This window comes from Chryseobacterium sp. GTID13 (assembly GCF_056172655.1).
This window is the reverse complement of sequence record NZ_JAOCMB010000007.1, coordinates 258,311-284,033: the sequence shown is the minus strand read 5'-3', so window position 1 is coordinate 284,033 and position 25,723 is coordinate 258,311. Positions and strand designations below refer to the sequence as shown.

The window sequence follows — 25,723 nt, the reverse complement described above, 5'->3', positions numbered from 1 at the left end:
GGTATATAAAAATCTTTCGGTAGTACCGAAGACCTACCGAAAGAAATCCCGCCTGATTCCGAAAATTTGTCAAATAAAACAATTTTTGAAATCATGGCAATATCCATTATCACCAAAGAAGACCTTCAGCAATTTAAGATTGAATTACTGGAAGATATTAAAAGCCTGCTTCAGGTAAGAACGACAGAACAAAAATTATGGCTTCGTACATCCGAGGTCAAAAAACTTCTGAATATTTCTTCGGGAACCTTACAGAATTTGAGGATTAACGGAACCCTTTCTTATACGAAGATAGGGGGGATTCTGTATTATAATTACAAGGACATTGAGAAATTGCTTACGGATTCTAAATAGTCACAGAAAACAAAAAATCATGAATCAGACTAAAGATATCATTAGTTTTTTCGGGCATGTCATTAAAGATAGCCGGATGTATCCTTCTCATATCAGTATATATGTTGCTCTTTTTCAGCTTTGGAGCATGAACAGGTTTCAGAGCCCTTTTCGCATTTCTCGCGCAGAAGTTATGCAATTGGGTAAGGTAAAATCTTTAGGAACCTATCACAGGTGTATCAGAGAATTACATTTGGCTGGATTTATTATGTATTTCCCCAGTTACGACCCTTATAAAGGAAGCTTAATTGAGATTGTAGATTTTGATCAGCCTGAATCATTAATAAACAAAACATTCTGGGAGCAAGAATTAACCATACAAAAGGTAAGCGTGTTTTCTGCACCTAAGCTTTATGAAGTAGAATTATATTTTAATGAACGTGATCTACCTTCTGCTCAGGCACATGAGTTTTATTCCTTTTATGATTCTCAGAATTGGAAATTAAGTGACAGGAAATTAATGAACAGCTGGCAGGCTGCTGCAAGGAATTGGATTTCTAAGGAAAAAAATAGGTAGCTAAAATTAATAAAAGAAAGTAAATGAAAAAGATAGATCCGCAAACACCCCTTTGGAAGCTGACGGTCGAGGAATTTTTGGAAATTATTAAAAACCTCAATTCGGAAAACAGGCATGAATACGGGCTCAAAGGATTAGCAAAAGTTCTGGGATGTTCCGTTTCAAAAGCTTCGGAAATAAAATCCTCCGGAATGCTGGATGAAGCCATTATCCAAAAGGGGAAAATTATCATCATTGATAAGCAAAAAGTACTGGAAATTTTTGGCCGGAAATAACGATGTATTATCAGGAGCTTATACAAAAATTTTGGGAATCTGGCCCAAAAGCGCAATTGGGTACCACTGCTGTTGCAATATACCTGTATTTGCTGAAATTGGCAAATGATAATAACGGATACGATGTTACTGTTTCCGACGTAGCGATTGGTAATACACTAGGACTAACAAGAAAAACGGTAAAATCTGCAAGAGAAGCGCTGCGGAACTCAGGGCTGGTCCGGTACGAAAGTAAAAATGGGTACTCCTGTTCTTACAGAATAGTTCCAGATTATCCTTTATCAATCCAAAAGGATAAAGAAGACCAAAAGGCAAAAATCAAACGTAATCCCCCAGTAGCGATCGCTAAAGAAAATGAAAATTTGCCTGTGGTTGATTTATCCGTCAGTACTATCGAAATTACGGAACAGAAAGAGATGGCATCCTTTGATAATAGGGAGCCTGAGCCTTTTAAAATAATAGCCAACATCCCTTCTTTGGAAGAATTTATAGACTATGCTAAAACGCTGAGCGGCTATGAAGAATTTATGCATTCCGCTATTAAGGAGAGGTACGCTTTATGGGTAAATAGTAACTGGTGTAATAATTTGGGGAAACCCATAACCAGCTGGAAATCCTCATTGAAAAATCTTTTGCCCTATATAAAAAACGGGACAGATAACGGACTCCTGTCTTTAGATGCAATCCCTACTATTAAACCTCCAAAATGATCCTTTAAAGAACATAAGTATTGGTGTTTATCTATTTAAAATTTTAAAACTGTAAAAATGAAACTATCAGATATAAAACCTGGACAGAAAGTAAATCTCAATAGAATTATTGCCGAGTATCAGGGAATTCAAAAAGTTAGAATACCCAATTTCGGGAAAGTGGAGAAAAGAGTTTTCAGAATAGATGAAACAGGGGAGTACCTGTATTATAACCTTAATGAGGGCTCAAAAACATTAAAAAGTGAGAAAATTAAATTTCTATAAAGGTCTTTCAATCTGAACAAAGTTCTGTTAAAGATCAAAATTAAAGCAGGCTAAAAATATAAATTATGGTTATTCCGGAAAAAGATGTAAGGCTTGTCAGGAGGATATTTGAAGATAAAGATGAGAGAATTCCCGAAAGAATACGTCTGGGCAATCATTTTGTGGACGATTTTATTTTTGAAGATCAAGAAACTGCTGATATTCCGATCAATGTACTACGTGTTATTTTTAATATTATCTCGATTATCAGCAGTGAGCAGTTCCGGCCTGAAGACCGTCCGAAGCAGCTCTCTTTATTTGATGAAGAATTTGAAACCAAAAATAACATTTTTGCATCTATTAAAATCAGGAACAATAAAATCTCTCCGAGTGGCTCAACCAAACAGGTTGCGGAAGCGTATGAGTTTCTTGCCCGGTTCAAAATGGGCTGGTATAAATCCGTAAATTCAAAAGGAAGAGAGATTAAAACATTCGGAGGGCTTATTTCCACCCCGAGTTACGACCAACGTGGTTATACCAGCTTTCTGATCAGCAGCTACTGGCTGAAAAAGCTGATGATTATTCCCGAATATAACTACATCCTGTATAATCTGGTATATAATATCAGAAACAACAAGCACATTATTTTTGCCATCTGGCTTTCAAAACTTCCCGAAGGTGGAACCATGATGAAACTTTCATCACTGAACAAAAAGTTTGGACTGAATTATAAAACCGCGAATGATTTTTGCTTCAAGTTTCTCAAAACTGCAAAAATAAATTTCAACAGATACAATACCCTTTCATTCAATTATCATTACAAAGGTGATTTTATTTTCATTCATCCTTTTTACAATAAAATGGTAAGCGGTACCGATATGTCGGAGCATACAGCAGAGAAATCAAAAATTGCAAAGAGGCTCTATTATTTTCAGAAAAGGTATGGCCTGGGACAACGGGAAATGCTCCAGTTTTCCTACCAATACAAAACTATTCCGCAAACCCGTCAACTGATAGAAAAGGCTTTTGGCGAATTTATAAGGATGAACAGGCTGGAAGGAATAAAATCCACGAATTATCAGGGAACGGCTTTTTTAAGCAAGATACAGGAACTTATTGTACAATTCTACAGAGAGACAAAAATGGGGGAAATACTGCCTAACGGTTATCCTGTTATTCTGTGATTTCGGAATAGCGCTCATCCGTATTTCGGATTTGTACTCATTCGGAATTCGGAATTGCACTCGCTGAAGTTAAGAAAATGTTAAAATTTAGAATTTTATGAAGCTGATTTCGGAATTGCACTCATTCCGATATTGTAAAGCCAGTGAAAATGACAGATACGCTAAAAAGAAATGAAGAAAACATAGTTCAATTCGGATTTGCGCTCATGCGGTAAAGGGCCTCTTTTCGGAATTGCGCTCATTTGAAAATCATTGCAAACGCTTTACGACAGGCAGATACCGAGAACTATTAAAAGTTTATTTAAAAGATAATAAAAGTCTTTTTTTATTAAAAGGGAAATCCCGGGTAAAAAATTGCTTTAAAAAGAAAAAAATGAATTGCGAAAAAATCAAACAGAAAGTCGGAATCCGGACGGTTTTAGAATCCTTCAATCTTTTTCCTGTGAAAGAAAACGGGAAAACTGCCTTTTATTTTGCGCTTGACAGGGACGAAAAGATTCCTAGTCTTTCTGTCGATTTTATTAAAAATAAAGCATTTGATTTTGGAACAGGAAAGAGTTATGATATCATTTCCATTGTTCAGAAGGTGAACAAATGTTCTGTTTCGGAAGCTTTGAAATACCTTGGAAAATTTGATTTTTCAATACAGGATCAAAAACAAAAGGAAGAGGTTACAACAGGGCCTCATTACAGGATATTGGAAGTAAAAAGAATCGGGCATCCGGTTTTAATTCAATACCTGAAATTAAGGAAAGTTTATCAGCAGATAGATCTGGTTAAAGAACTGCATTACGAATTAAACGGGAAAAATTATTTCGGAATTGGCTTTGAAAATAATTCAGGTGGTTTTGAAATCCGCAATCCATATTCAAAAATCTGTTTAGGAAAAAAGGATGTGACTTTGATTCAGGACGAACAAAACAATAAAGAAATCACGGTATTTGAGGGGTTTTTAGATTATTTGACTTTCAAAAATATAGATAAAGCTAAAAATTCTGATTATCTGATTCTCAATTCTACGGTAATGCTTTTCAAAGCAATAAAAACACTTGGTGAATACGATAAAATTTACCTGTTTCTTGATAATGATTCTAATGGAGATATCACTAAAAACAAAATATTAACGAAATATAAACATGTAGAGGACTGTTCTCTAATTTATCGAGATTTTAAGGATCTTAATGAGTGGTTTTGCCAAAGTATATAATGAGTAACTGGTTCTGAATGGTCATTTTTGTAAGTGAGTTTATTTAGAATCATTATATTTGAAATGAAAACTTTTCCAACAATCATCATTTTTTGAGTCTCCTTTATGAGGAGGCTTTTTTGCTGATTGTGAAGGTTATAAAGATGTTTTTAGTATCAAGTAATTTATGTAACCTCATTTTATTGGCTACCACAAGTGCTTTATTATTCAGATTTATATAACTGATTTTTTCAGCTTCTTCAACTAACAAAAATATAAAACCTTCAATAAAAACCATTAATTTTTAGAATTCCGGTCTTGAATGTTGATGACGGTCTTAAGAAAATAAACTTCAAAATCACATCAACACAAGGAAAAATCCAATTATTCATTATTGTTTTAGATCATTCTAGGGTTAAATATCACCCATTCAATTCATATATATAACTGTGGTTTTTCACTTTTTACTGTAGCAAATGTAGTACAGGTCATTCACTCAAAAAAATCTTTTTGGGTTTCTACAAAAATTCTCTCCACTCCGCTCCAACAATTTTTCCAGACACTCCTGAATCCTTCGGACAAAAAGATTTCGGAGCCTTCATTTCATTTTTCCATTCAGGTTTTAAGTGCCTGATCCTGTACTATGGTCATTTAGCAAAGAAAAAGTCGGAACCTCAGTTATACGAATCAAACAGTCGCTCTTTAACATAAGAATAATCAAACAAAAAAAATAAATAATGCTTTTCCCATTGGAAAAGGTTAAAAGAAAGAAGCCGAGTGTCCTCGATACCGAATCAAATCACTCGAAGTTTTACAACTGGAAAAAAGTAATGATTAACAATTAAAACAAAATATTATGAACACAATTGTCGGTAGAATTACCAAAAACGCAGAAATCAACACATTGAAAAACGACAGACAGGTCGTGAATTTTTCAGTAGCTATCAATGACAGCTACAAGACCAAGCAGGGAGAGCGCAGGGAGCTGACCACCTATTACAATTGTTCGTATTGGATAAGCCCGAATGTTGCCAAAATTCTTATCAAAGGAACGGTGGTAGAATTAACAGGCAGGGCAAGCTCAAGCGCATGGATAGGTAAAGACGGCGAAATCCGTTCGGGATTGAATTTTCATACTTCATACATTCAGGTTTATGGAGGTGGAAGAAATGTTGAAAGTGAACCGAAGCAAAATGCAACGCAAGAATCAAACAATCCTTTTGCAGGGGACACAGATGATGATTTACCATTTTAATAATTAACCCAAGATTACCTTAAAAAAACGTATGGAATCACAATATAATTTTCAGATGAAATCCCGAAATGACCGAACAGAATGGGAGCAGGTAGCCATATACTTCAAAATCCATTGTGACAGGACAACAGCGATACACTATGCAAGAAGCTTGTCATTGAAATTTAATATGGAAATCCGATTGACTGAGGGTGCAGACCCTCTCAAAACAAGTGGAACATATATTTATGAAAAATCCTGACTATGAAAACAAAATCAAAAACCGAAGCCCAAAAACTGGCAAAAGCATATAGCTATAATAAAGAGTACGCAGATGTCCCTGTATACATCATTTATTGCAGTCGGGCGGAAAAATATTATGTAGATACCAATGGCTTAATACGGCTTTGGGAAAAGCTTATCGGCTACTACATTAATGGGGTTTTTACCTCTGTAAAGAATAATTCATAAAATAAAAAAAGAAAAAATGAAACGATCTGATATACCAACGGAATATTTACTTGTAAAAGCAAAAACCAGCAGTGAATGGGATGCTTGCGACTTTGCCATTATCAACATTACAAGGGAGTGGAAAAAAACCCAAAAGAAACGCCTTGAAGTTATAAAAATCATTGAAACTGATGAAGATATAAAGTCTCTAAACTATTTCGACACCCATGTGGAGTTCTTTCGATTTTCGAAAGTATATTATCCTGTGGTTGAAGAGTGGCTCTCTGAGAGAAACAGAGTTTTCATTGAATTAGAGAAAGAGGATTTAAAAGAACTGAAACAACCTAAAAACAGTCTGTGTCATTACCAGATGCAGATATCTAAGGATGGAAATGCTATTTATAAAGCCTATGGAAAGCATACGGAAGAAGAATTCAGGACGGTGGAGTTTTCATTATGGGAACTTATAGACTTCAATACTCATTTAGTAATTAATCCATAACCCAACAAATTATGCAAACGAATTTTTTCAATCTGATAACCAAAATGGATATTAACAGTAAGCTGATTCTAACCATTACCAAAGCCAACGAAAGTCAAATAGTGGCTTCCATATTAGTACAAAATGATGGATGTGGAGATAAAGCAAAAAATATCATTCCTCCCCTTAACCTTAAAGGAACGGCAGACGAGCTTGATGCCGGATTTTTTGAACACATTAAAGCCCCATTACAAACCGCTTCGGGACTGATGGTCAATATGGAAAGCTTTATGAAGCAATTAGAAGAAGCCAAAAAGCAATCCGCAATAGAGAAAGAAAAATCCGATAAGGAGAAAAAAGAAAAGGAAGCTAAAGAGAAAAAATACAAAGATGCTTTTGAGAAAGCCGAAGAACTCGAAAAAGAAGGCAACTATAAAGGTGCATGGTCAGCTTTACCGAAAGTTTCGGAATACCCTGAATATGCAGAAGCTATCCGCAAAAAGCAGAATGAATACGAAAGACACTTTGCCCCAAGCCTTTTCAACACCGAAAATGTAGAAAATACCGAACAAAAGCAGGGGGAGGAACAAGAACATGAGCAAGAATATGAAGAGGAACAAGAACAACAGGAACAAAATTTTCAACTTTAAAAATCAACAAATATGCTACTCGCCACCCAATTAGAAAGAGTTTTTATCCTGAGAGATAACGGACAGGAAATCCGATTAACAGACCCAGAACCCAAATGGAGTGTTGAAGCCGTCATGAATTTTTACGCCAATACATATCCCATCCTAACAACTGCAAAAGTATCCGTACCACAAATCAGGAATGACACGGTAGAATACCGTTTTGAAAGTGTAATGGGTACGAAAGGCTGATACATTATTATGGTTGGATTTTTAGTAATCTGCTTCAAATCCAACCATTATTTACGAAATATCAATCACTAAATTATGATGAATGCAACGAAAAATCATATCGGGAAAAATACAGCTTCCCGAACAGCAAAAACAAAAGCAACTGCACAAACAGTTGGGCGAGTTCGCCCACTGGATGCAAAGACCAAAGGATGCAGGAGAAATACAGAAAGACAAAATGAAAGCAGTACCGATAGCCATGCTACCCATGCTTTTCTAAAATGCTCGTTTCTACCTAAGCTAAAAGACACACCATCCATACAGGATGGAAAGAAAACAGGCAAAATGGAAAGGGACTTTTATCATTCCCTTTCCCAATTGGCTGAACATTACGAAATCACACCTGCACCGTCAAAACATTTAGGTTTTCCCTACAATATTGCTTTTGCGTTAGAAGATCTCAAAAAGCAGTTAAAAAGTAAGGTGAAGAATTGGGAGAAAATCCGTTTGGTACAGGATAATAAGAAAACCTATTTGTTGAGTGAAGAAAGATATAATACGGGGGCTACTTTATATTATATTCCAATCGTTCCACTGTACCAATTATCTAAAAATCCCGATTATCAAAAGGCTACACAGCTCGTACAGTCCGTTTGCTCATATTTGTGTCACATAGCAGGTGTTCCCTATTACAGACAGCAGGAAAGCTACCTGTGTTGGATGTATGAAATGGTTTCGGAGTGGCTCATTGATGATGAAACCGAAGATACCCCTGAATATTTACGTGAAATAAAACAAAGTGAATGGATTGGTGACTATATGGAACAAAAAATATACAATCCACAGAATTTAATCTTATTTAAAGAGAGGATCAACCGTTTTGAAAATAGAGATTCATTTGAAACCGATTGTCTCCTTTTAGCCTGTGATACCCTTGCTCTTTACGAAATGTTTCCTGATGCTACTATTTACCGAAATATTCAGAGGAAGGAAAGAAATACAAATAATGACGACTACGACGAGGATTATCATGAAAGAACCATCACAATGGAAAAATATGTTTCATTCTGTGCAGATGATAAAGGGGTGTTGTTTCAGACTTTATTTGATTCTGTTAATGCTGAATTTCAGGAATGTATGGAAGTGGAAGAACCATCTATTGAAAAGAAATTTGACGGAGAAAATGTAAGCAATGACAGCCTTGATTTTGAAAACTGCATTTTTCCCCTGATAGAAAGATTAATTGATATTCTGAACAGCATTTAAGCTATAATACCATTTAAATATAACATCATGAAAGATATAACCCATCATTTAGGAACATTATACCATCCTGTTTCAGCACTCATCATTTATCAGGCTAGCGAAGATGATAATGGGGACACCTATGTGGAGCATTTCGATATGGATAAATACGGAAATCCCATTAATGCTCACCCTCTGAGTGAAAGGGAAGCTAAAATATTGGCAAAATCGCTTAATACGGAAAAAGAAAAAAGCAAAGCATTTTTAAAACCTGAAAGTATTCTGCCCACCCATGTTCTATATATCAATCCTACCGAAAAGGGTTCAGTGATATGGTATACCAAAGCCAAAAAAGTAAAACTATTCTTTACCGAATCCCTTGAAATTCCTAATGGTGTAGCACATACTCCACCTATGCTGTGGATGGCTTCAAAACAGCATCTTACCGTATTTGCTCTCACTTCAGACAAAAGACCCACAGAAAAAACAGTTTTATTTCATGCTCCTTTTTTTAATGTGTATGAAAATGGAAGTGTCTGTATGGGAACAGTCAATGTAGATATTAAAAATTCAGCGTCGGTTGAAGAATTTATACAAGCTTGGGAAAGTTATTTTTTTAACAGCAGGTTCAGCCATTTAAACCATAATCCTACCAATAGCAACTGTGTAAACCTTTGGAAAGAACTCGTTAATACAGACAAAATCTTTCCAAAAGAAATATTAAAAAAGACCAATAAAACCCTTAAAAATATACTGCCATGACAAGCGAAAAAACAAATGTCCATTTTACGGACAATTACCTGATTAATCCGACCAACCCTGTCACCATCAACCTAATCGGTGCAGGGGGAACAGGCTCAAAAGTATTGACAGCATTAATGGAAATGAATCACAGCCTGATTCAATTGGGACATGCAGGGCTACAAGTGCGGTTGTGGGATGATGATCTCATTACCGAAGCAAATTTAGGGAGGCAACGTTTTGCAGAATCGGAAATAGGATTATACAAGTCCGTTGCATTAATCAACCGTGCTAACCGTTGGATGGGAACGAATTGGAAAGCAGAAACACAAAAATTTAAAAAGAGTGAATCAGAAAAATTTTCTAAAAATATTCTTTCAAATATTTATATATCATGTGTTGACAGTGTGAGTGCAAGATTTGAAATTGCTGATATATTAAAAAGTCTGAATAATGGCAGATATTATGCTGACCGTCCCCTTTATTGGTTAGACTATGGCAATAATCAACATACAGCACAGGCAATATTAGCTACCATAGGAACAATAAAACAACCCAATTCTGAGAAATATGATACGGTGGATCATTTACCTTTAATCACTGATGAATTTGGAGATTTGCTAAAACAATCCGAAGAGTTCGACGATACGCCTAGCTGTTCACTGACAGAAGCACTGGAGAAGCAGGATTTGTTTATCAATTCAGCATTGGCACAGATGGGGAGCTCTCTATTATGGAGCTTATTTCGTAACGGATTGACAGAAAACAGGGGATTTTTTCTTAATTTGAAAAGTTTTCATTCCCAACCGATAAAACTTGCATAATTTCTGTCGCCTGAGAAAAATCGGGCGGCAAAAATGCATTTCCTCCCTTTGGTCGGAAACGTATTTTTGCGGAAAGTGGTGCAACCCCATTTCTAAAAACATTGCCACATTTTAGCAGGGTATGTTTTTGAAAAAAGGTTGCGAGATTGATTTATAGCAATTATTCCAGATTAAATAAACTATTCTTTAATCGGACCATTTTTGAGAATGAAGCAAAACATTCCTTAGCTCCATCGGATTTGCAATGAAATATGAGTGAGTCATTCCTCCGGTAGTAACAACCAATGTTCCGAAATTTAATGTTTTACCTAAAAAGCTTTGGTGTAATTGCATTCCTTCAAGCTTATTTAACGAGAGATCGGAAAGTGTTTTTCCTAACATCCCAGTGGTAAACGAAAGATGATTATCCGTAACGCAGATTTTGGTATTCTTATTCCGAATTACAGCGATGATCCCTTTGATAAAAAGAAAAATAAGGAACAAGGAAATAATGCCCATAAACCCCAACATAAATTTGTATCCGAGCAATAGAAAATAGAGAACCCCCACAGAACCGATTACTATAAAGAAAACAGGAATAACATAAGAGATCCAATGAACTTGGGCTTCATAATTTACAGATTCGGCTGAAGTTTTGAAATCAGTAAGTAAGTCTTTCATGGTCAAAGCTTTTCTTAAAATAAAACTATCCCAATTTAGTGAAAAATAATGAAAAACTATTGAAGATTACCTGAAATTTAGTTAAGGAAAAATCATGTGGCAAAAATGCAATTCCTTCTTTTGGTTGGAAACGCATTTTTGCGAAAAACGGAGCGACCCCATTTAAAAACAATTCAAAAGCTATTACCTTATGTTTTTAAAAGAGGCTGCGGATTTTATATTTGTTTTATTTTTTCTTTAATTCCTTGAAGCATGTAAGGCAGGCAGGTTTATTAAAATTTGTATTATTTTCTTTCCCACACGAAATACAGAATTTTTCCTTGTAAAAAGGATCTTCATATACTGACCATGTTTTATAACAATCCCAGCATAAAGGTTTTTCCAAATCTAATTTTATGGTAGTCCTGCACCTAATACAATATCCTTTGTTGCTGATTATTTTGCTTTGTTTACTGGTATTTTCAACATGATATTCCTCTCTTGATCTCCTTTGGTCTTTTAGAGCAATATTTACATACTTTTCATTTGTAAAATCGGACAATCTTCTTTTAGATACCTGACCGAATTTTATTAAGTCTTCGATGTAATTTAGCTCTACCTCTGAACCTACATAGTTTTTGGCAAATATTGATCTCTTTTCATATTTAGGTCTTTTAACAAAGATCGTATAGCCTTCTTCTTCAACAATATTAAAACATGTACTGACAGCAGATTCGAAAAATGAATTCTGGTTGATGGATATTAGTTTTTTTCGGAATAAACACCAAATTCAATATTATTTATAAAAGAGTAATCTATTAAATTCATAGAAGTAACCACAGACTTATTTTCATTTCCATAATATTTTGCATGCAGATTAGGAATATAAACTATAGTAATATTAGGAAATTGTGTAAAATAGTCAAAATCTTCTTTTCCAAAACTTTTGTTTACATTATTCTCATTTTTCCCGAAACCTATGATAATATGAACATTTGAATTATTTAAATGTGTTTTGAAGACCTCATTTTTAAAATACGGGTCTAATTGAATAAATGGTGATAGAATTAGGAGATACTTTTCTGAGTTATAAATGGTATCATATATTTTTTCGTTTAATTCTTTTCCTGTTAAAAAATTCATTTTAATGTTTTGTGATTTTAATATAAATACAGATATAAAACATTTCTGTAGAATACAAATGTAAATATCAAATGGCTAATAAAGTTAAAATTTTAATCTTAAATTGTCATATAAATTTTGGTAATGATAGAGAAATTATTGTGATAAGAAAGAAATATCAATCAATAGCAATTCTTTATTGTTAATTTTTCTTTGTATCGGGTAGTTTGTAGGCTTTTATTGCTTTGTTACAATTTACAGCCAGAGTCTTTTTGTTATCTTTGTAAGGATAAAAATATGCTTTTATATGAGTAATGAAATTATCTATTATAAAGATTACCAGGATTGGACAGCATTTATAGCCAATAAAATAAAGTTTACCCAAACCCAGACAGCTTTAAAGGTCAATGCAGAATTATTGACCCTGTATTGGGAAATCGGAAATTCTATCATTGAAAAGCAAAAACAAAATGGTTGGGGAGTAAAATTATTGACCTTCTAGCATCAGATTTGGCTAAGAATTTTCCTGAAAGCAAAGGGTTTTCTGTTAGAAATCTCAAATATATGCGTGCTTTTGCAGAAGCATATCCGGAATTTCCAATAGTGCAAGTGCCACTTGCACAATCTGGTGGTGAACTTGTGCAAGTGCCACTTGCACAAATTACATGGTATCATCATATCAGTCTGTTAACCAAAGTGAAGAATACAGCAGAAAGAGCTTTTTATATCATAGAAACCGTCAAAAATGAATGGAGCCGAAATGTGATGCTGCTACAAATTCAGAGTAATTTATATGGAAGAATAGGGAAGGCAATCCATAATTTTGAACAAACTCTACCAGAATATCAATCCGATCTAGCAAAAAGTATTTTTAAGGATCCCTATCATTTTGATTTCTTAATGCTTTCTGAAAAAGTAAAAGAACTTGAAATAGAAAAGCTTCTGACCCATAAAATTACGGACTTTTTATTGGAGCTGGGAAAAGGTTTTGCCTTTGTAGGCAGACAGTATCCGGTTGAAGTTGATGATACGGACTACAAAATAGATTTACTTTTTTATCATACGGTATTACATGCGTATGTTGTTATTGAGCTCAAGGCAGGAGAGTTTTTACCCGAATATATCTCGAAGCTTAATTTTTACATCAGTGCCATAGATGATAAGCTTAAAACCCCAACCGACGAGCCCACTATCGGATTATTACTTTGTGCATCAAAAAGTAATGTAAAAGTAGAATATGCTATGAGAGGAATGGATAAACCATTGGGAGTTGCCACTTACCAATTAGAGCAACTGGTAAAAGAAAATATTGAGCAGCTTGACAAAAACAATGACGAAGAACAATAAAAGGTCAAAAAACTTCTCATAGCTTTTACACATTGTTTTGTGAGATTAATTTTTATCAAAATCCGAAGTTCCATCCCCAGTTAATCGATCTATTCACTCCCCAGGTTCCTATTTTTACTCCTTTTTCATACTCAAAAATAAAAATCAGAAGTAAGATTATTACTGCTATTATTACGAAAATATAAAGCTTATTTTTTTTCATCTTTATTTTTGGTAATCTAATAGTAAACTTACACACAATTCTTTCGATTCCGTTTTCTCTATGCCAAATCACATCAGTGACAACCAAATAATCTTCCGGTTCTTTAAGTTCTTCATGGGGAAGAAATCTGCCGTAAATAATTTTTCTCCGATTCTTGGAAGAAATGGGTAATTCCAATTTACGGATTTTCTAAAATAATCAATACATAGAAGTACAATCATGGATTTAATTTTTATTGGGTTTGGAATTTTCCAAAAGGTTTTGAATTTGGGTTGGTTTCGGACTACAAAGTTTCAAGTTTTTACACAAGCCCATCGACGTAAACCTAGTACCAGGCATTCGCTATTTTATTCTCGAGGCTATTTTATCGAATTTTTCAAGCAACAGTAGTTTATAAAGTTCTTTAACTTCTTTCCAATCTATAGCATGGTACTTAGTTTCTTGTCCTCCGAAAATTACAGAAAGTGACAGGTCTTTACTTACTTCAATTACATTTTCATCATCTGTTATAACTGAGACCCAAAATGCCCCATGCTCGTCATCCATTAGCTGAATGTCTGATATAGCTTTTACTATATCTGCTTCATCAATATTGTCTTTTTGAAATCCACTTGCGTATTGTATATAGTTTTCTGCCATTGCATTAATATTTTGATTCCAAAATCAGTTTATGTAGTGTATTTGTCGATTTACAAATCCATATAGAGTAAATAGCTTCACCTAAGATGTAATAAGACTAAATTAAGTTTAATGTGCTTTACAATAATTGCTGGATTAAATCTATCACTATTTAATAGCTATCTTTAGTTGCTGTCTTCTTATTTTTTAGATCGGTAATTTTCCATAAATCATAATTCAGTTTATACATGATCTTAAATGTTTCACAAAATTTTATAACACTTTGACTAAAGTCTTCATTAAAAGGGGCAATAATTTTAAATTCTCCTACACTACCTGGTTGATAGCTTGAATGTGTTTCAGTAAAATCAAATATATATTTACGCATAATTCTATAAATCATACTCTTGTTTGTTTTGAAAAGTTCTGGAAATTCATTTCTTCTCTCATCTCTGATAAATTCATATTCTTCATATTCAAAATCCTTAAAATCAGAGAGTGCTAATAACAACTTCCAGTATTTGTCATCCATGTAACGCAAGTTTTCACTATAATGTAAATTCATTGATAGATATAATCCCTTATCGTTAATCCCTAATTTATAACCACAATTTGTTTTGATTGACGTAATGATTAATTCGGGACCATAAAGGAACTCATAGAATTTATCATAATCCCATTCGTCTTTAAAATTCCCATAAGATAAACATTCTTCAAAAATTTGGGCAAGAGCATTAACACAATCCAATGTTTTTGAATAATGCGCCTCTGTATTCGCAATCCTTTGTTCAGCGTGATATGATTCCAAATAGTTGTTGATTGGTTCGATCAATGAATCAAAATTCTTCTTTTGCTTCTTCATTTGCTATAATCTCTATGGTTTTGTCTTTTTTGAGACTCATTCTCCATATAATTCTTTTATACATAAAACTGATAGTAAAACATTTGCCTTGCGAAGTCTTTTAAAACAATATTCTAAAATACCATCAAAAAATGTGAAGAACATAAACAGTTATAAATAGAAGTGGCCTTCATTCCCGGCAATCATAAGAATTTCCTGCGTATGAACCGTCAGTAGTTGTATAAAGCGATTTTCAGCAGTCTCAACCAGATTACCGTTTTCAAGATAGCCAAATTTATGCTCATCTTCCCTGCCAAATACGTACACGTACTGTTTTGCTGTATCAAAATAGTCATTTGAAATGCGTGGCTCAGTGCTAACAGCTATGTTAAAGATAAATCCCTTTGCCTCTTGAGTATCCACATTAGAGATCTGAATATCATCAGGTGCAGAGACAATCAATACCTTGATCTTATATTCAATGCCCTCTACGATATCTGTGTATTCAAATGATTTGTTGGTAAATTCAGCCATACTATTTTTATTTAATCTAAAATACAACTAATTTCCAAAATATCTCTCTTGCAGGGATTAATTACTTACTTAGGGTAAAATATACTTATTGATGAAGTGAACCTAAGTAAAAATTACCCATTGTTTTTTCTAACCTGAGTAAATTTTACCTACTTTATTACAGAACGTGAGCAAAATAGTATCAGGTATACATTATTATATCTTAAAAATTTACTGTTAAAGCTGAAGCAGCGTAAAAATTACCCATGTTTTCTTTTAACCTGCGTAAATTTTACCCACCTTAGTGTAGTGCCAGCACAAAATAGTACCAGGTACATGTCTGATCTTAAATAATCACAGGCAAAAATTGGAACCTGCGTAATAATTACCCATGTTTTTTCCTAACCTGAGTAATTTTTACCCACCTTATTATAAGGCCTGCATAAAAAAGTGTCTAGTATATTCTGATCTTGAATATTAATTGTCAAAGCTGCAACCTGCGTAAAAATTACCCATGTTTTATTCTAACCTGAGTTAATTTTACCCACCCTATTACAGAACCTGTGTAAAAATGTATCAGGTCATCTACCTACCCTGAGTGAAATGGATACAGGTCGGTGCATTCTCCCAACTTCAGTATTTGTAATATTTTTTCTTTCAACAGCAAAAATCATATAAGTAAAATCAATGTTCTGGTTATTAGTATTTTATGGTTTGATGAGAAAGCTTTTCAGAACTCTGAAAAAAGTGGGCGGCTTTATATAGCAAGATGTGTCTTTGTACGTACAAACTTTTCAAGTTGTATTCCAAAGACGATCTTGCCTTTTTTGCAAAAAGGAGAAAAAACTGCGGAACTTGTTTTTTTGTTTCGAAGAAATTAGGAGCAATATTCCAGATTAGCCCAGTATATTCTTTTTTAATCTCCATATATTCCAGATGAGCCCAGTATGTTCTTATTTAGCCCACGCCCTATGAATACTATTGTTTTCACGATTTTTATGCCCCAATTTTGCAAAAGAAATTTTAATCAGAAAGCAAAATGAAAACACAGATTTATTTTTCTGTTATTTATCAGAGAGGCAATATTAACCCTTACATGCCAAGAAGCGCAGAGCTGTTTAAATCGGAAAGCTTCATTGAGTTATTACTTTAGGAAAAATTAAAAATAGAAAATGGAAAAGGAGGTAAGGATTTACATACGAATCCAAAAATCCAGAAAAGACAACTGGAAGAAAATCTGCTCAAAAAAGCAAATCTCCTTGTCCAGCCTGATTATCCATTCAGTAGAAAACAGGATTCTGGATGATGAGAGGCGGAAAGTATTGAATTTTATTGAAGAGCAGGACAACATTTTTGTAAAAATAGAAACGAATATCAATCAGGTAGCTCGGTATATCAATACCATGAAGGCCACAACCTCTTCAGAAGTAGACTATTTCAACAGGCAGTTGAATCAGATTATTGAGTTAAAAAAAGAGCAGAATAGCATTTTTAAAAAGATCTATTCCATGATCGGAAAATAAAATAAACAGCAAAAATCTAATAATATGCAGAAATTAATATATAATCTCGCAGGATTATTTTTCCTTCTTGCAGCGACCGGAAATATTCAGGGTCAGGTCGGTATCAATACCACCAGCCCGGCAGTAACCCTTGATGTTATCGGTAATACGGATAAAAGCAAAGCATTGGATGGCATTATTGCTCCGAGAGTGAAAGGAAGCGAGTTGGCTTCCTATACGTACACAGCTTTGCAAAAAGGGGCATTAGTCTATGTGACCGAAGCAGCACCGGTACTTTCCGGTCAGGTTGTCCATATCAAAAGTCCTAATACCTATTATTATTTCAACGGTTCGGTATGGGAGCCGCTTTATGGGAGCTTATATGATGTAGTTGAAAGAGGAAACTTTGCCCCGAGATATATTTCGTTTACGGGAAGCTCCATCACAAAGCAAGGTACAACAGATGCTGCCTTAGGAATGAATCCGCAGACCTATTCGATGTATTTTGGAAATATGAACCAGCTGCACACGGGAACGTATAATCTTTCTTACGGATACGGGGCCCTGCAGAAGCTCTCCACTGCTTCAGGGAATGTCGCCTTTGGAAGCTACAGCTTGAATGGAGTAACAACCGGAGCATACAATACCTTTATCGGCCATATTTCGGGATATGATCTTTCCAATGCCGGAAAAATTATTACGGGAAATGTGAACGTAGGACTTGGAAATGCAACCCTGGCAAAACTGACTTCCGGATATAAGAATATAGCAATAGGCCAGTCGGCCCTGAACAGTTTGAATACCGGAAGCTATAATACCATTATAGGTCAGTCTTCGGGGCAGTTTATTACGACGGAAAATAAAAATGTGATGCTCGGGGCACAGGCCGGAGGCTATATCCGGGGAGAAAACAATGTATTTATCGGAACGGGAGCCGGGCACAGCAATACGGTAAATACTGTAGAAACTGTAAACAACAGGCTGGTCATACACAGCAATGCAAGCTTGGTTCCTTCCGAAGCTATCGGAACAGAGAACGCTGTTGATCTGAGCGCTTCCTGGACCAATGGCTTGGTCGTCGGGGACTTTGCAGAGCGATGGCTCAAAATCAATGGGACATTGAACCTCAATCCTACCTATCATATAGTACCGCAGTCTGATGCTTCTTATACCCTGAAAGTAGTTGCAAGGCCGGATGGAAAACTGGGGTTAATTAACGATAATGTGGCAGCCTTCATATCCCTTCTCGAAACAGCAACCCCCGCACAAAAAATACAGATCAAACAAATTTTAGGCATATAAAATAAGAGGAACAAACCTTAAAGTATAATCCGTAAGTAGGCGGTTAACATTACCATAAAAATTGATCGTAAAAATTATGGATCCTGCGGGCTCCGGTTTTCCAGGGGTACAGTATAATGATAAAAAGGTAGAGAAAAGGAGTGGTGAGCTGATGCTGATGAAAAATTTTCCCTCATTTATTAACGAAGACAGCAGCCAGCAAGAGGTGCGGGATTATTTAAAATCCATTTCAAAGAATGAAAGGGTAGAAAAGCCTCAGTTCCATGCTGCCATTTCCACGAAGTTCCGGGAACACACCAAAGAAGAGCTCACAAGGATTGCAGAAAATTTTATGGATGAGCTGGGTTATGGAAAACAGCCTTTTATTGTGGTGTTCCATAATGATACGGAAAATCATCATGTCCATATTGTTTCTACCCGTGTCAATAAACAGACCGGAAAGAAAATTAATGACAGTTTTGAAAAGCTTAAGGCACAGCAAGCTTTAAGCCGTACCATGGAAAAGCTGTACGGATTAAGTACACAGGAGCAAATAGAAAAATTATTGGGTTACCGATACAATTCTATTAAACAATTGGAACTGCTTTTGGAAAGAAACGGATTCCGGCTTTCTCCCAATAGGAATGATGAGGGAGCCTTGGATATACTAAAAAACGGAGCCTTGGAAAAAACCATTAACGCCGCCGAACTCAATTTCAGCAGTCAAAAAAAGATTCCAGGGCGTGGCAGCTAAAGGCGATTCTCTTAAAATACAAAGAACTGTATTCATGCAAGGTATTCAGGATTGAAGACCGCAGGGCTGGGGAAGGTATGCTGCCTGAAGAAAAGCAAAACGAGAACCGGAAGCCGAAAACTGAATTTGAGAGTGAGTTTCAGAAAAAATTGAGAGATGTCTTTGGGATTGATATTGTATTCCATATTTCTAACAAAGAAAAAACAGCTGCTAATCTTAAACCTTTTGGATATACTTTGATTGACCATAAGACAAGATCGGTGTATAAAGGAAGCGATATTATGAAAATGAACGAGCTGTTTGAGTTCACTTCCGATGTCATTGACAAAAGGCTTTTTGAAAGCTTAAAGGATTACAATATAGCAGATGAGCCTGCTAAGCAAGTTTTACTAGAGTATTTGAAACGCCAGAATCCTGACCATGTGCCAAAAAGCTTTATGCTTTTTGAAACTAAAAAAGGAAGAATAAAGAAATATTTGGCATTGTCAGGAGCGAAGTAAAGCAATATCTCAGAACACAGAATCTAAGAAATGTTCACCTTATAAGATCCGAAGACGGTAAATATTATGCTATTCACTCCAAACTACACTATGTAGGAGAACTGGAACAGCTGATCGGAGAAAAAGATTATCAGATATTCCTGAATCCGGCTGAAAACCAGCAGCAGGTTTCAGTAATCCAAAATGGAAGACTTTCAAAAGAACTGAATGCAAGCATCTATGATTTGATTTTTCAATTCAGCAAATCTTCAGGAGGATCAGGAAAAGATCCCGGAGAAGAGGAGCGTAAGAAAAGGCGTAAAAAGAAAAACCGATAGCCCGAAGTGCCGAAGTTCGGCTTCCCATTAAACATTAGCGATTTAAAACTATGATTATCACCTTTGCCACCCAAAAGGGCGGAGCGGGAAAAACCACTCTTGCCATTGCATTTGCCAATTACCTTTGTGAGGGCTCCCAAAGGAAAATCAAGGCGTATGATTTTGATTTTCAGAAATCTTTTTTCAACAAATGGAAAGAGGACGAATATTTAGAGCTGCCCAGGCTTTATGAAGTAGAGCTCGTCGGAGATGATGAAGAAGAACAGCCTTTTGCAGATCTGGAAAAAATTATAAGCCTAAAGGAAAGCGAAGATATATACCTGTTTGATCTGGCAGGCACGCTGGATCAGAAATACAGTGACTTACTCATTTACAGCGATTTTATTATCATTCCTTTTGAATATTCCGATGTATCAGTAAAATCGACCCTGGTATTCAAAAACCTGCTGGGTCTATTGGAAAGTGAAGCAGAAAGGATTTTTATCCGCTCCAAATATGACAAAGGCTATAAATATCTCAACCAAAGGGAAATGGATATCGAGATCGCAAAATACGGAACCCTGATTGAAAGTCCCGTGTACAAAAGGAACTGTTTACAAACCATTAATACGAGGAAGCTTACCTACGAGCAGCGATACGCCATAAAAAAGCCATTCAATGAAATCATTGAGCAAATAAGTGAAGCATTACAAATCGCCCTGTAAGGCTGATTCCAAAGAAAAAACAAAATAAAAGATATGATAAAGTATTCACTCATCCTGTTAGCAGCTTATTTCCTGTATTATGCCGGAAATATCCTGTACGACCTTTTCTTAAAAAAGAAAAGATTACTCACGTCGATCTGACGGAAGAATTTTCACTGAGCGGTTTTGCACAAACTGATGCTGAACCTCCAAGCCGGATTGGAATTGAAGATGTTGAAAATCTCAGTACCCCCAAATCCTTTTTGAAAAAGGAGCTTGATTTCCAAAAACCATCTTCTACTAACGAGCAGCAGCCGGATTTAGAAGAGATGAGAAAGCGATTTGAAGCAGAGCAGGATATTGACGATATACCTCCATCGGCGAACAATACCAAATCAGCACCAGCAGAAAAGAGCCCATCCGATAACACAAGCCAACCTCAGGATATGCCTGTCAAAGCAGAAGAGTATCCTAAAAGGGAAAAGGCTGAGCCTAAAAAGTCCCATTGGAAAGAGCTTTTGAACTTATCGGAAACCACCGTTCAGCTCGTGGCTAATTACGAAGGCCAAAAGGTCTACCACTCCGTCATTTAAGCAGTAAGGAACACTTCAAATTGACCAAATATCATCCTATCATTTGATACGGATAGGATACCCCTTATGCCAATTTCTGAGCACAAAATTTAATTCTAAACCAATAATTAATCATTATGAACAACAATTTAAAACGCTATGCGGCAGTAAAAAAGATATTGACTGCATGTATGATTCTTCTTGCTGTCGCGCCTGTATTTGCCCAGGGCGGAGCAACAGCCATCTCCAATGCAGCCAATGATATTAAGGACTATTGGGATCCCATTAAACTGATTCTGAAAGCGGTGGGTGGACTGGTCGGCTTCATCGGAGGTCTCAGAGTGTATAACAAATGGACTAACGGTGATCAGGATGTTAACAAAGAAATCCTGGGTTATGGGGGAGCCATGATCTTCCTGATTGTCGTTCCGGAATTCGTAACCTCATTCTTTGCTTAAGCTATGGGATTCTACCTCTACAAGGGGCTCAAAAACCCCTTGTATTCTTCGGACTCAAAGGAAAATACATTTTCTATGCGGTGGGTGTTATCGGAGGTGGGGTCATAGCCGCGCTCATCTTATCCAGGTTTGGATTACTGGGCTCTTTATTGGGGCTTGTAGCCACCGGAGGCGGGGTTTATTTCATTTTCAAAAGACAGGATAAGCACGGTTTGTACGATAAAACTAAAAACTTCGATCAGATTTTCATTTTCCCTAAAAGGTTGAACAACAAAAGATTTTTACAGCATGGCAACAACAAAAAAACAGGCATTTAATATTCCTTTCATCGGGTATGATTATGGAAAAGATCACCATTGGGATTTTGATGTTCTTTTCGGTCAGTACGGAAACCCCATCATTGGCATCAGAATCAGAAATATGGTGGAACAATATTCAGCAGACCCGGATTATTATCTCCATTTCCATACGGTTCTGAACCAGGTGGTGTCCATCATCGGGGAAGGGAGAATTGTTCAGAAGCTTGATATTTTTTCAAAAAAGAAATATTCAGCTGAGCCTTCCAAGGAGTTCCTCCAACAGAAATATTCGGAGCATTTTGACGGCAGGCTTTTTAAGACTATCGAAACCGTACTATTGTTTACAGATATTATTCATGATAAAAATAAAAAAAACGGCCGGTCAGCGACCGGTGGCAATATAACAGAAAAGAGTTATAAAGAACTTCGGGACAAATGTCAGAAGGTGTTTATGCTTTTAAAACAAAATGACTGTGAACCGGAATTTCTATTTGAAAAAGATTTTGAATATTATATTTCCGGAGCTTTATCCATGCATTTTTCGGGTATCCCGGTTTTTGACAATATCAAAAGTACCCATGAATACCTGCAAATCGGAAACCGATTCGTCAAAAATATTTCTTATGTCGATGTTGAAAACATAGATCTGCCTTCTGAAATAGAGCCTTATTCCATCTTAGGAGGAAACGGAGCTGCCGCAGAAACGGCAGTGGATAATTTTACCTTCATCAATGAACTGGAAGATTACGAAACCATTATCTATAACCAGGTCATTACGATTCCACATCAGGCACAGCAGCAAAGGGAACTGGACAAGAAGAAGAAAAAGCACGAAGGAGCGGCAAATAACTCTCCATCCAATGCCATTATTGCTGAGGAAATCCAGAGCCTGCTTCATCATATCGCCATAGACGGCCAGTTGATTGTGAACGCCCATTTTTCTATTCTGTTTTCAACAAACACTTTGGAAAAGATGGAAAACATCCAGTCTCAGATTGAAAATAAGCTGTTTACCAAAGGGATCATAGTTTCAAGAAATGCCTATAACCAGCTGGAGCTTTTCCGGGCAGCCCTACCGGGTAACGCCACAGAACTCAGGGAGTATGATCTGTTTATGACGACAAGCGAAGCGGCGCTTTGTTTTTTTTAAAGAAAGCTACCCCATGAATGAAGAAAGTAGTTTCTACCTCAGATTTACCGACCGACAGGGCGTTCCCCTAAAAGTAGATCCCTCGGATTTACCGATGAAAACCGGAAGAATCAATAACCGTAACAAGTTTGTGCTGGGCCCCAGCGGCTCAGGCAAGAGCTTTTTAATGAATAATATCGTGGAGCAATACCTCACTTACAATTATGATGTAGTTATTGTGGATACCGGAGATTCCTACTCGGGAACCTGCAAATATAAAGGCGGAAGATATATCCAATACATGGAAGAAAAACCCATTACGATGAATCCTTTCCTGATGGACCAAAAAGAATTCAATATTGAAAAAATAGAGTTTTTAACTAACCTAATCTTTTTGATCTGGCAGGGAGCTGATGCGACAATGTCCTCCGCACAGAAATCCATACTGGATAATGTCCTGATGTCGTATTATCACAGTTTTTTCCATTCAGGAACGAAATGGTATGAAAATAAAACCTCTGAAGAGCTCATTCTCTATTTAAGCAAATACAATATCCACGAAGAAGATGTCTATGCAGCATACGAAGAACAGTCCAAGGAACAACATACTTATTATGATATTCTGGGAATAGCATTCGATGCCGGTTTTGATGAAGTGAAGGAAGCTTTCAGAAAACTCGCGATTGAATATCATCCGGATAAAAATCTGAATAACCCCGATTATGACAGCGAAAAATTCTATACAATCTATGAGGCTTATGAAACTCTGAGTGATCAGGAAAAACGCAAAGCCTATAATGAAACCCGGCTGATTCTTATTCAGGCTAATGAAATTATACAACAGCCCAAAAACGCTGAAGACTGGGATGAATCTTTTAGGAAAGCCATGATCAAAAAAATCAAGGAGCTGGAAGAAAAACTTGTTATAAAAGAACTTTCCTTCAATGGGTTTTATGAATATTGCGAAAAATTTCTTCCCCTTTACCTGAATAATAAAAAGCATAAAATTAGAGAAACGGAGTTTAATCTTAGGACATTTCTATTTGTATTAAGGGATTTTTACAAAGGCGGACGTTACGGGACGACCCTAAATAATGAAGGAGACAATAGTCTCTTTAATGAGCCTTTCATTGTATTCGAAATTGATAACGTCAAGGAGAACCCAAAACTTTTCCCCATCGTAACACTCATCATTATGGACACTTTCATCCAGAAGATGAGACTGAGAAAAGACCGTCGCAAAGCCCTGATCATCGAAGAAGCATGGAAGGCTATAGCCTCAAAATTAATGGGTGGGTACATCCTCTATCTCTACAAAACTGTACGGAAATTCTGGGGGAAGCGGTGGTGGTGACCCAGGAACTGGACGATATTATCGGAAATGCCGTGGTAAAAGACAGCATTATCAACAACTCTGATACGTTTATTCTTTTGGATCAGACCAAATTCAAAGATAATTTTGACCGGATAGCGGCTTTATTGTCGCTTAATAAAGTAGAACAGAACAAGATTTTCACGATTAACAATCTCAACAACAAATTTGGTCGGAGCCGCTTCAAGGAATTTTACCTTAAACGGGGCAGCAAAGGAGAAGTATATGGCAATGAAGTGGCTCTCGAGCAATATCTGACCTACACCACGGAAAAACCCGAAAAGTCGGCAGTTGAATACTACGTTGGGCAGTATGGAAACTACGATAAAGCCTTAGAAATCTTTGTAGAACAGGTGAAAAGCTTCGGGGATGACATGGACTGCATGGTTTCCTTAGTAAACCTCTATCAAAAGCCTCTGGATTCAAAAGTCGTTGCTTTCTACAAAGGAATAAAGAACCAGAAGGCTAACCACGGTAAAAATATCTTCAAAATCATCACACAGGAATTAGAAGATCATAATGTCAGCCTTTCGGAATTAATAAATAAACAACTGAATGAATATGAAAAAGTTTAGCTTATTTTTTTAGGAATTGGAAGTGTAGTGTATGCACAAAACACCTACATAGATCCTACCGTAACGGCAGCGATGATCCTGTATTCAGAAAACCTGAAAGCAAAGCAGAATGAAGTCATAGATGAAACTTCCAAGCTGAAAGATGCCCAAACCTGGGTAGGAACCCAGATGGTAGCCGCCAATGATATCCAGAATAAGATACTTAAAGGTTTAAAAGAAGTTTCCGGAACCCTACAAAATGGAATTCAGGTAAAAGAGATTTACACAGAACTTAATAAATGCTACGGGTATTCTTCAGACGTGGTTCAATTGGCTTCCACGCATCCCCAATATGCCATTTTCGGGGTTAAAGCCTCGCAAAAAACCTATGAGCAAAGCCTGAAAATCGTAACGGATGTATCGGACATTCTGGCTTCAGGAGAGCTGAACCTTGCTACCGCAGGAGACCGCTATAAGATACTGCATAACATCTCGGGAAACGTAAAAAATTTAAAGCTGTGGCTTCTGGCTATCAAGCTGCGATTGGAAAAAGCCAACAGGCTGGGATTCTGGAACTCCATTAATCCCTTTGCGGGCTATATCAATACGGACAAAGCCATTGTTGAAGACATTATGAACCGGTACAAAAGGAATTTTTAAAAATTATACGATGAAAA

General features: G+C 36.2%; 31 protein-coding genes and 2 pseudogenes. 27 read left to right on the top strand and 6 right to left on the bottom strand.

Translation table 11 applies throughout. The features are described 5' to 3' along the window. Window positions 1-93 precede the first annotated feature (93 nt). The 15 genes from N4G44_RS20500 (at window position 94) to N4G44_RS20430 (ending at window position 10,343) form a co-directional block, all read left to right on the top strand. Entirely contained in the window at window positions 94-354 is a 261-nt protein-coding gene (locus N4G44_RS20500) for a helix-turn-helix domain-containing protein (protein ID WP_474929549.1), read from the top strand. A gap of 19 nt (window positions 355-373) precedes the next feature. Then, complete coding sequence (locus N4G44_RS20495; protein ID WP_474929545.1) at window positions 374-910, top strand: hypothetical protein; 537 nt, start codon at window positions 374-376, stop codon at window positions 908-910. A gap of 23 nt (window positions 911-933) precedes the next feature. Then, window positions 934-1,185 carry a DUF3853 family protein gene (locus tag N4G44_RS20490; RefSeq protein WP_034870081.1) on the top strand — a complete coding sequence of 84 codons (252 nt, stop codon included), beginning with the start codon at window positions 934-936 and terminating at the stop codon, window positions 1,183-1,185. Between the two features lie 2 nt (window positions 1,186-1,187). Beyond that, a complete protein-coding gene (locus tag N4G44_RS20485) occupies window positions 1,188-1,895 on the top strand; it encodes a hypothetical protein (RefSeq protein WP_474929543.1) in 708 nt (235 codons plus the stop codon). A 57-nt stretch (window positions 1,896-1,952) separates the two neighbouring features. Continuing rightward, entirely contained in the window at window positions 1,953-2,159 is a 207-nt protein-coding gene (locus N4G44_RS20480; RefSeq protein ID WP_474929541.1) for a hypothetical protein, read from the top strand. A 65-nt stretch (window positions 2,160-2,224) separates the two neighbouring features. Further along, entirely contained in the window at window positions 2,225-3,322 is a 1,098-nt protein-coding gene (locus tag N4G44_RS20475; protein WP_474929539.1) for a hypothetical protein, read from the top strand. 373 nt (window positions 3,323-3,695) lie between these two features. Then, window positions 3,696-4,529, top strand: a complete 834-nt coding sequence (locus N4G44_RS20470; RefSeq protein ID WP_474929537.1) for a toprim domain-containing protein — start codon at window positions 3,696-3,698, stop codon at window positions 4,527-4,529. Between the two features lie 835 nt (window positions 4,530-5,364). Next, complete coding sequence (locus N4G44_RS20465; protein WP_474929534.1) at window positions 5,365-5,763, top strand: single-stranded DNA-binding protein; 399 nt, start codon at window positions 5,365-5,367, stop codon at window positions 5,761-5,763. Window positions 5,764-6,006: 243 nt separating this feature from the next. Beyond that, window positions 6,007-6,213, top strand: a complete 207-nt coding sequence (locus tag N4G44_RS20460; RefSeq protein ID WP_474929531.1) for a DNA-binding protein — start codon at window positions 6,007-6,009, stop codon at window positions 6,211-6,213. Between the two features lie 16 nt (window positions 6,214-6,229). After that, entirely contained in the window at window positions 6,230-6,694 is a 465-nt protein-coding gene (locus N4G44_RS20455; protein ID WP_474929529.1) for a hypothetical protein, read from the top strand. 11 nt (window positions 6,695-6,705) lie between these two features. Then, window positions 6,706-7,323, top strand: a complete 618-nt coding sequence (locus tag N4G44_RS20450; protein WP_474929527.1) for a PRTRC system protein E — start codon at window positions 6,706-6,708, stop codon at window positions 7,321-7,323. A gap of 12 nt (window positions 7,324-7,335) precedes the next feature. Continuing rightward, the gene (locus N4G44_RS20445) at window positions 7,336-7,554 is read left to right on the top strand and encodes a PRTRC system protein C (protein WP_474929525.1); all 219 of its coding nucleotides are present in this window, start codon (window positions 7,336-7,338) and stop codon (window positions 7,552-7,554) included. A gap of 75 nt (window positions 7,555-7,629) precedes the next feature. After that, window positions 7,630-8,799: a hypothetical protein gene (locus tag N4G44_RS20440; protein ID WP_474929523.1), complete on the top strand. Its 1,170-nt coding sequence runs from the start codon at window positions 7,630-7,632 to the stop codon at window positions 8,797-8,799. Window positions 8,800-8,826: 27 nt separating this feature from the next. Then, window positions 8,827-9,540 (top strand): PRTRC system protein B, encoded by a 714-nt coding sequence (locus N4G44_RS20435; RefSeq protein WP_474929521.1) that lies wholly within the window; start codon window positions 8,827-8,829, stop codon window positions 9,538-9,540. After that, the gene (locus N4G44_RS20430; protein ID WP_474929519.1) at window positions 9,537-10,343 is read left to right on the top strand and encodes a PRTRC system ThiF family protein; all 807 of its coding nucleotides are present in this window, start codon (window positions 9,537-9,539) and stop codon (window positions 10,341-10,343) included. Before N4G44_RS20435 ends, N4G44_RS20430 begins: the two co-directional genes overlap by 4 nt. A 186-nt stretch (window positions 10,344-10,529) precedes the next feature. On the opposite strand, the gene N4G44_RS20425 is transcribed toward N4G44_RS20430, so the two are convergent. Beyond that, a complete protein-coding gene (locus N4G44_RS20425) occupies window positions 10,530-11,003 on the bottom strand; it encodes a PH domain-containing protein (protein ID WP_474929517.1) in 474 nt (157 codons plus the stop codon). A 741-nt stretch (window positions 11,004-11,744) separates the two neighbouring features. Further along, a complete protein-coding gene (locus tag N4G44_RS20420) occupies window positions 11,745-12,125 on the bottom strand; it encodes a phospholipase D-like domain-containing protein (RefSeq protein ID WP_474929515.1) in 381 nt (126 codons plus the stop codon). 286 nt (window positions 12,126-12,411) lie between these two features. On the opposite strand from N4G44_RS20420, the pseudogene N4G44_RS20415 reads away from it, so the two are divergent. Then, window positions 12,412-12,845: pseudogene (locus tag N4G44_RS20415) on the top strand (DUF1016 N-terminal domain-containing protein); the annotation flags it as partial. 24 nt (window positions 12,846-12,869) lie between these two features. Further along, the gene (locus N4G44_RS20410) at window positions 12,870-13,451 is read left to right on the top strand and encodes a PDDEXK nuclease domain-containing protein (protein ID WP_474930111.1); all 582 of its coding nucleotides are present in this window, start codon (window positions 12,870-12,872) and stop codon (window positions 13,449-13,451) included. Window positions 13,452-13,506: 55 nt separating this feature from the next. On the opposite strand, the gene N4G44_RS20405 is transcribed toward N4G44_RS20410, so the two are convergent. The 4 genes from N4G44_RS20405 to N4G44_RS20390 all read right to left on the bottom strand — a co-directional run bounded on the left by N4G44_RS20405 (window position 13,507) and on the right by N4G44_RS20390 (window position 15,646). Continuing rightward, on the bottom strand, window positions 13,507-13,830 hold the full coding sequence (locus N4G44_RS20405) for a hypothetical protein (protein WP_474929513.1): 324 nt from the start codon (window positions 13,828-13,830) through the stop codon (window positions 13,507-13,509). Between the two features lie 165 nt (window positions 13,831-13,995). Then, complete coding sequence (locus N4G44_RS20400; RefSeq protein WP_474929512.1) at window positions 13,996-14,292, bottom strand: hypothetical protein; 297 nt, start codon at window positions 14,290-14,292, stop codon at window positions 13,996-13,998. Between the two features lie 151 nt (window positions 14,293-14,443). Continuing rightward, window positions 14,444-15,133 carry a hypothetical protein gene (locus N4G44_RS20395; RefSeq protein WP_474929510.1) on the bottom strand — a complete coding sequence of 230 codons (690 nt, stop codon included), beginning with the start codon at window positions 15,131-15,133 and terminating at the stop codon, window positions 14,444-14,446. A gap of 150 nt (window positions 15,134-15,283) precedes the next feature. Further along, the gene (locus tag N4G44_RS20390; protein ID WP_098972173.1) at window positions 15,284-15,646 is read right to left on the bottom strand and encodes a hypothetical protein; all 363 of its coding nucleotides are present in this window, start codon (window positions 15,644-15,646) and stop codon (window positions 15,284-15,286) included. A gap of 1,151 nt (window positions 15,647-16,797) precedes the next feature. On the opposite strand from N4G44_RS20390, the gene N4G44_RS20385 reads away from it, so the two are divergent. The 10 genes and pseudogenes from N4G44_RS20385 to N4G44_RS20340 all read left to right on the top strand — a co-directional run bounded on the left by N4G44_RS20385 (window position 16,798) and on the right by N4G44_RS20340 (window position 25,706). Then, window positions 16,798-17,148, top strand: a complete 351-nt coding sequence (locus N4G44_RS20385) for a hypothetical protein (RefSeq protein ID WP_474929508.1) — start codon at window positions 16,798-16,800, stop codon at window positions 17,146-17,148. A gap of 24 nt (window positions 17,149-17,172) precedes the next feature. Further along, window positions 17,173-18,429 carry a hypothetical protein gene (locus tag N4G44_RS20380; protein WP_474929506.1) on the top strand — a complete coding sequence of 419 codons (1,257 nt, stop codon included), beginning with the start codon at window positions 17,173-17,175 and terminating at the stop codon, window positions 18,427-18,429. A 76-nt stretch (window positions 18,430-18,505) separates the two neighbouring features. Beyond that, a complete protein-coding gene (locus N4G44_RS20375) occupies window positions 18,506-19,162 on the top strand; it encodes a relaxase/mobilization nuclease domain-containing protein (RefSeq protein ID WP_474929505.1) in 657 nt (218 codons plus the stop codon). Window positions 19,163-19,239: 77 nt separating this feature from the next. After that, on the top strand, window positions 19,240-19,662 hold the full coding sequence (locus tag N4G44_RS20370) for a hypothetical protein (protein WP_474929503.1): 423 nt from the start codon (window positions 19,240-19,242) through the stop codon (window positions 19,660-19,662). A gap of 367 nt (window positions 19,663-20,029) precedes the next feature. Further along, window positions 20,030-20,683, top strand: a complete 654-nt coding sequence (locus tag N4G44_RS20365) for a ParA family protein (RefSeq protein ID WP_474929501.1) — start codon at window positions 20,030-20,032, stop codon at window positions 20,681-20,683. Window positions 20,684-20,991: 308 nt separating this feature from the next. Then, a complete protein-coding gene (locus N4G44_RS20360) occupies window positions 20,992-21,255 on the top strand; it encodes a hypothetical protein (RefSeq protein ID WP_474929499.1) in 264 nt (87 codons plus the stop codon). 116 nt (window positions 21,256-21,371) lie between these two features. Continuing rightward, window positions 21,372-21,692 carry a DUF4134 domain-containing protein gene (locus N4G44_RS20355; RefSeq protein WP_474929497.1) on the top strand — a complete coding sequence of 107 codons (321 nt, stop codon included), beginning with the start codon at window positions 21,372-21,374 and terminating at the stop codon, window positions 21,690-21,692. Window positions 21,693-21,772: 80 nt separating this feature from the next. Further along, window positions 21,773-22,009 carry a DUF4133 domain-containing protein gene (locus N4G44_RS20350; RefSeq protein WP_474929495.1) on the top strand — a complete coding sequence of 79 codons (237 nt, stop codon included), beginning with the start codon at window positions 21,773-21,775 and terminating at the stop codon, window positions 22,007-22,009. Further along, window positions 21,981-25,067 (top strand): annotated as a pseudogene (locus tag N4G44_RS20345) (TraG family conjugative transposon ATPase). Before N4G44_RS20350 ends, N4G44_RS20345 begins: the two are co-directional and overlap by 29 nt. A gap of 27 nt (window positions 25,068-25,094) precedes the next feature. Then, entirely contained in the window at window positions 25,095-25,706 is a 612-nt protein-coding gene (locus N4G44_RS20340; RefSeq protein WP_474929493.1) for a hypothetical protein, read from the top strand. The last annotated feature ends 17 nt before the right edge of the window (window positions 25,707-25,723 follow it).

Bases quoted from the DNA above. Each gene is read 5' to 3' on its own strand.
- N4G44_RS20430 (WP_474929519.1), top strand. From the start codon at position 9,537: ATGACAAGCGAAAAAACAAATGTCCATTTTACGGACAATTACCTGATT.
- N4G44_RS20445 (WP_474929525.1), top strand. From the start codon at position 7,336: ATGCTACTCGCCACCCAATTAGAAAGAGTTTTTATCCTGAGAGATAAC.
- N4G44_RS20365 (WP_474929501.1), top strand. From the start codon at position 20,030: ATGATTATCACCTTTGCCACCCAAAAGGGCGGAGCGGGAAAAACCACT.
- N4G44_RS20400 (WP_474929512.1), bottom strand. From the start codon at position 14,292: ATGGCAGAAAACTATATACAATACGCAAGTGGATTTCAAAAAGACAAT.
- N4G44_RS20485 (WP_474929543.1), top strand. From the start codon at position 1,188: ATGTATTATCAGGAGCTTATACAAAAATTTTGGGAATCTGGCCCAAAA.
- N4G44_RS20410 (WP_474930111.1), top strand. From the start codon at position 12,870: ATGCTGCTACAAATTCAGAGTAATTTATATGGAAGAATAGGGAAGGCA.
- N4G44_RS20490 (WP_034870081.1), top strand. From the start codon at position 934: ATGAAAAAGATAGATCCGCAAACACCCCTTTGGAAGCTGACGGTCGAG.
- N4G44_RS20375 (WP_474929505.1), top strand. From the start codon at position 18,506: ATGGATCCTGCGGGCTCCGGTTTTCCAGGGGTACAGTATAATGATAAA.
- N4G44_RS20370 (WP_474929503.1), top strand. From the start codon at position 19,240: ATGCTGCCTGAAGAAAAGCAAAACGAGAACCGGAAGCCGAAAACTGAA.
- N4G44_RS20450 (WP_474929527.1), top strand. From the start codon at position 6,706: ATGCAAACGAATTTTTTCAATCTGATAACCAAAATGGATATTAACAGT.
- N4G44_RS20385 (WP_474929508.1), top strand. From the start codon at position 16,798: ATGGAAAAGGAGGTAAGGATTTACATACGAATCCAAAAATCCAGAAAA.
- N4G44_RS20380 (WP_474929506.1), top strand. From the start codon at position 17,173: ATGCAGAAATTAATATATAATCTCGCAGGATTATTTTTCCTTCTTGCA.
- N4G44_RS20425 (WP_474929517.1), bottom strand. From the start codon at position 11,003: ATGAAAGACTTACTTACTGATTTCAAAACTTCAGCCGAATCTGTAAAT.
- N4G44_RS20420 (WP_474929515.1), bottom strand. From the start codon at position 12,125: ATGAATTTTTTAACAGGAAAAGAATTAAACGAAAAAATATATGATACC.
- N4G44_RS20440 (WP_474929523.1), top strand. From the start codon at position 7,630: ATGATGAATGCAACGAAAAATCATATCGGGAAAAATACAGCTTCCCGA.
- N4G44_RS20360 (WP_474929499.1), top strand. From the start codon at position 20,992: ATGAGAAAGCGATTTGAAGCAGAGCAGGATATTGACGATATACCTCCA.
- N4G44_RS20470 (WP_474929537.1), top strand. From the start codon at position 3,696: ATGAATTGCGAAAAAATCAAACAGAAAGTCGGAATCCGGACGGTTTTA.
- N4G44_RS20395 (WP_474929510.1), bottom strand. From the start codon at position 15,133: ATGAAGAAGCAAAAGAAGAATTTTGATTCATTGATCGAACCAATCAAC.
- N4G44_RS20355 (WP_474929497.1), top strand. From the start codon at position 21,372: ATGAACAACAATTTAAAACGCTATGCGGCAGTAAAAAAGATATTGACT.
- N4G44_RS20435 (WP_474929521.1), top strand. From the start codon at position 8,827: ATGAAAGATATAACCCATCATTTAGGAACATTATACCATCCTGTTTCA.
- N4G44_RS20475 (WP_474929539.1), top strand. From the start codon at position 2,225: ATGGTTATTCCGGAAAAAGATGTAAGGCTTGTCAGGAGGATATTTGAA.
- N4G44_RS20460 (WP_474929531.1), top strand. From the start codon at position 6,007: ATGAAAACAAAATCAAAAACCGAAGCCCAAAAACTGGCAAAAGCATAT.
- N4G44_RS20500 (WP_474929549.1), top strand. From the start codon at position 94: ATGGCAATATCCATTATCACCAAAGAAGACCTTCAGCAATTTAAGATT.
- N4G44_RS20390 (WP_098972173.1), bottom strand. From the start codon at position 15,646: ATGGCTGAATTTACCAACAAATCATTTGAATACACAGATATCGTAGAG.
- N4G44_RS20495 (WP_474929545.1), top strand. From the start codon at position 374: ATGAATCAGACTAAAGATATCATTAGTTTTTTCGGGCATGTCATTAAA.
- N4G44_RS20455 (WP_474929529.1), top strand. From the start codon at position 6,230: ATGAAACGATCTGATATACCAACGGAATATTTACTTGTAAAAGCAAAA.
- N4G44_RS20480 (WP_474929541.1), top strand. From the start codon at position 1,953: ATGAAACTATCAGATATAAAACCTGGACAGAAAGTAAATCTCAATAGA.
- N4G44_RS20465 (WP_474929534.1), top strand. From the start codon at position 5,365: ATGAACACAATTGTCGGTAGAATTACCAAAAACGCAGAAATCAACACA.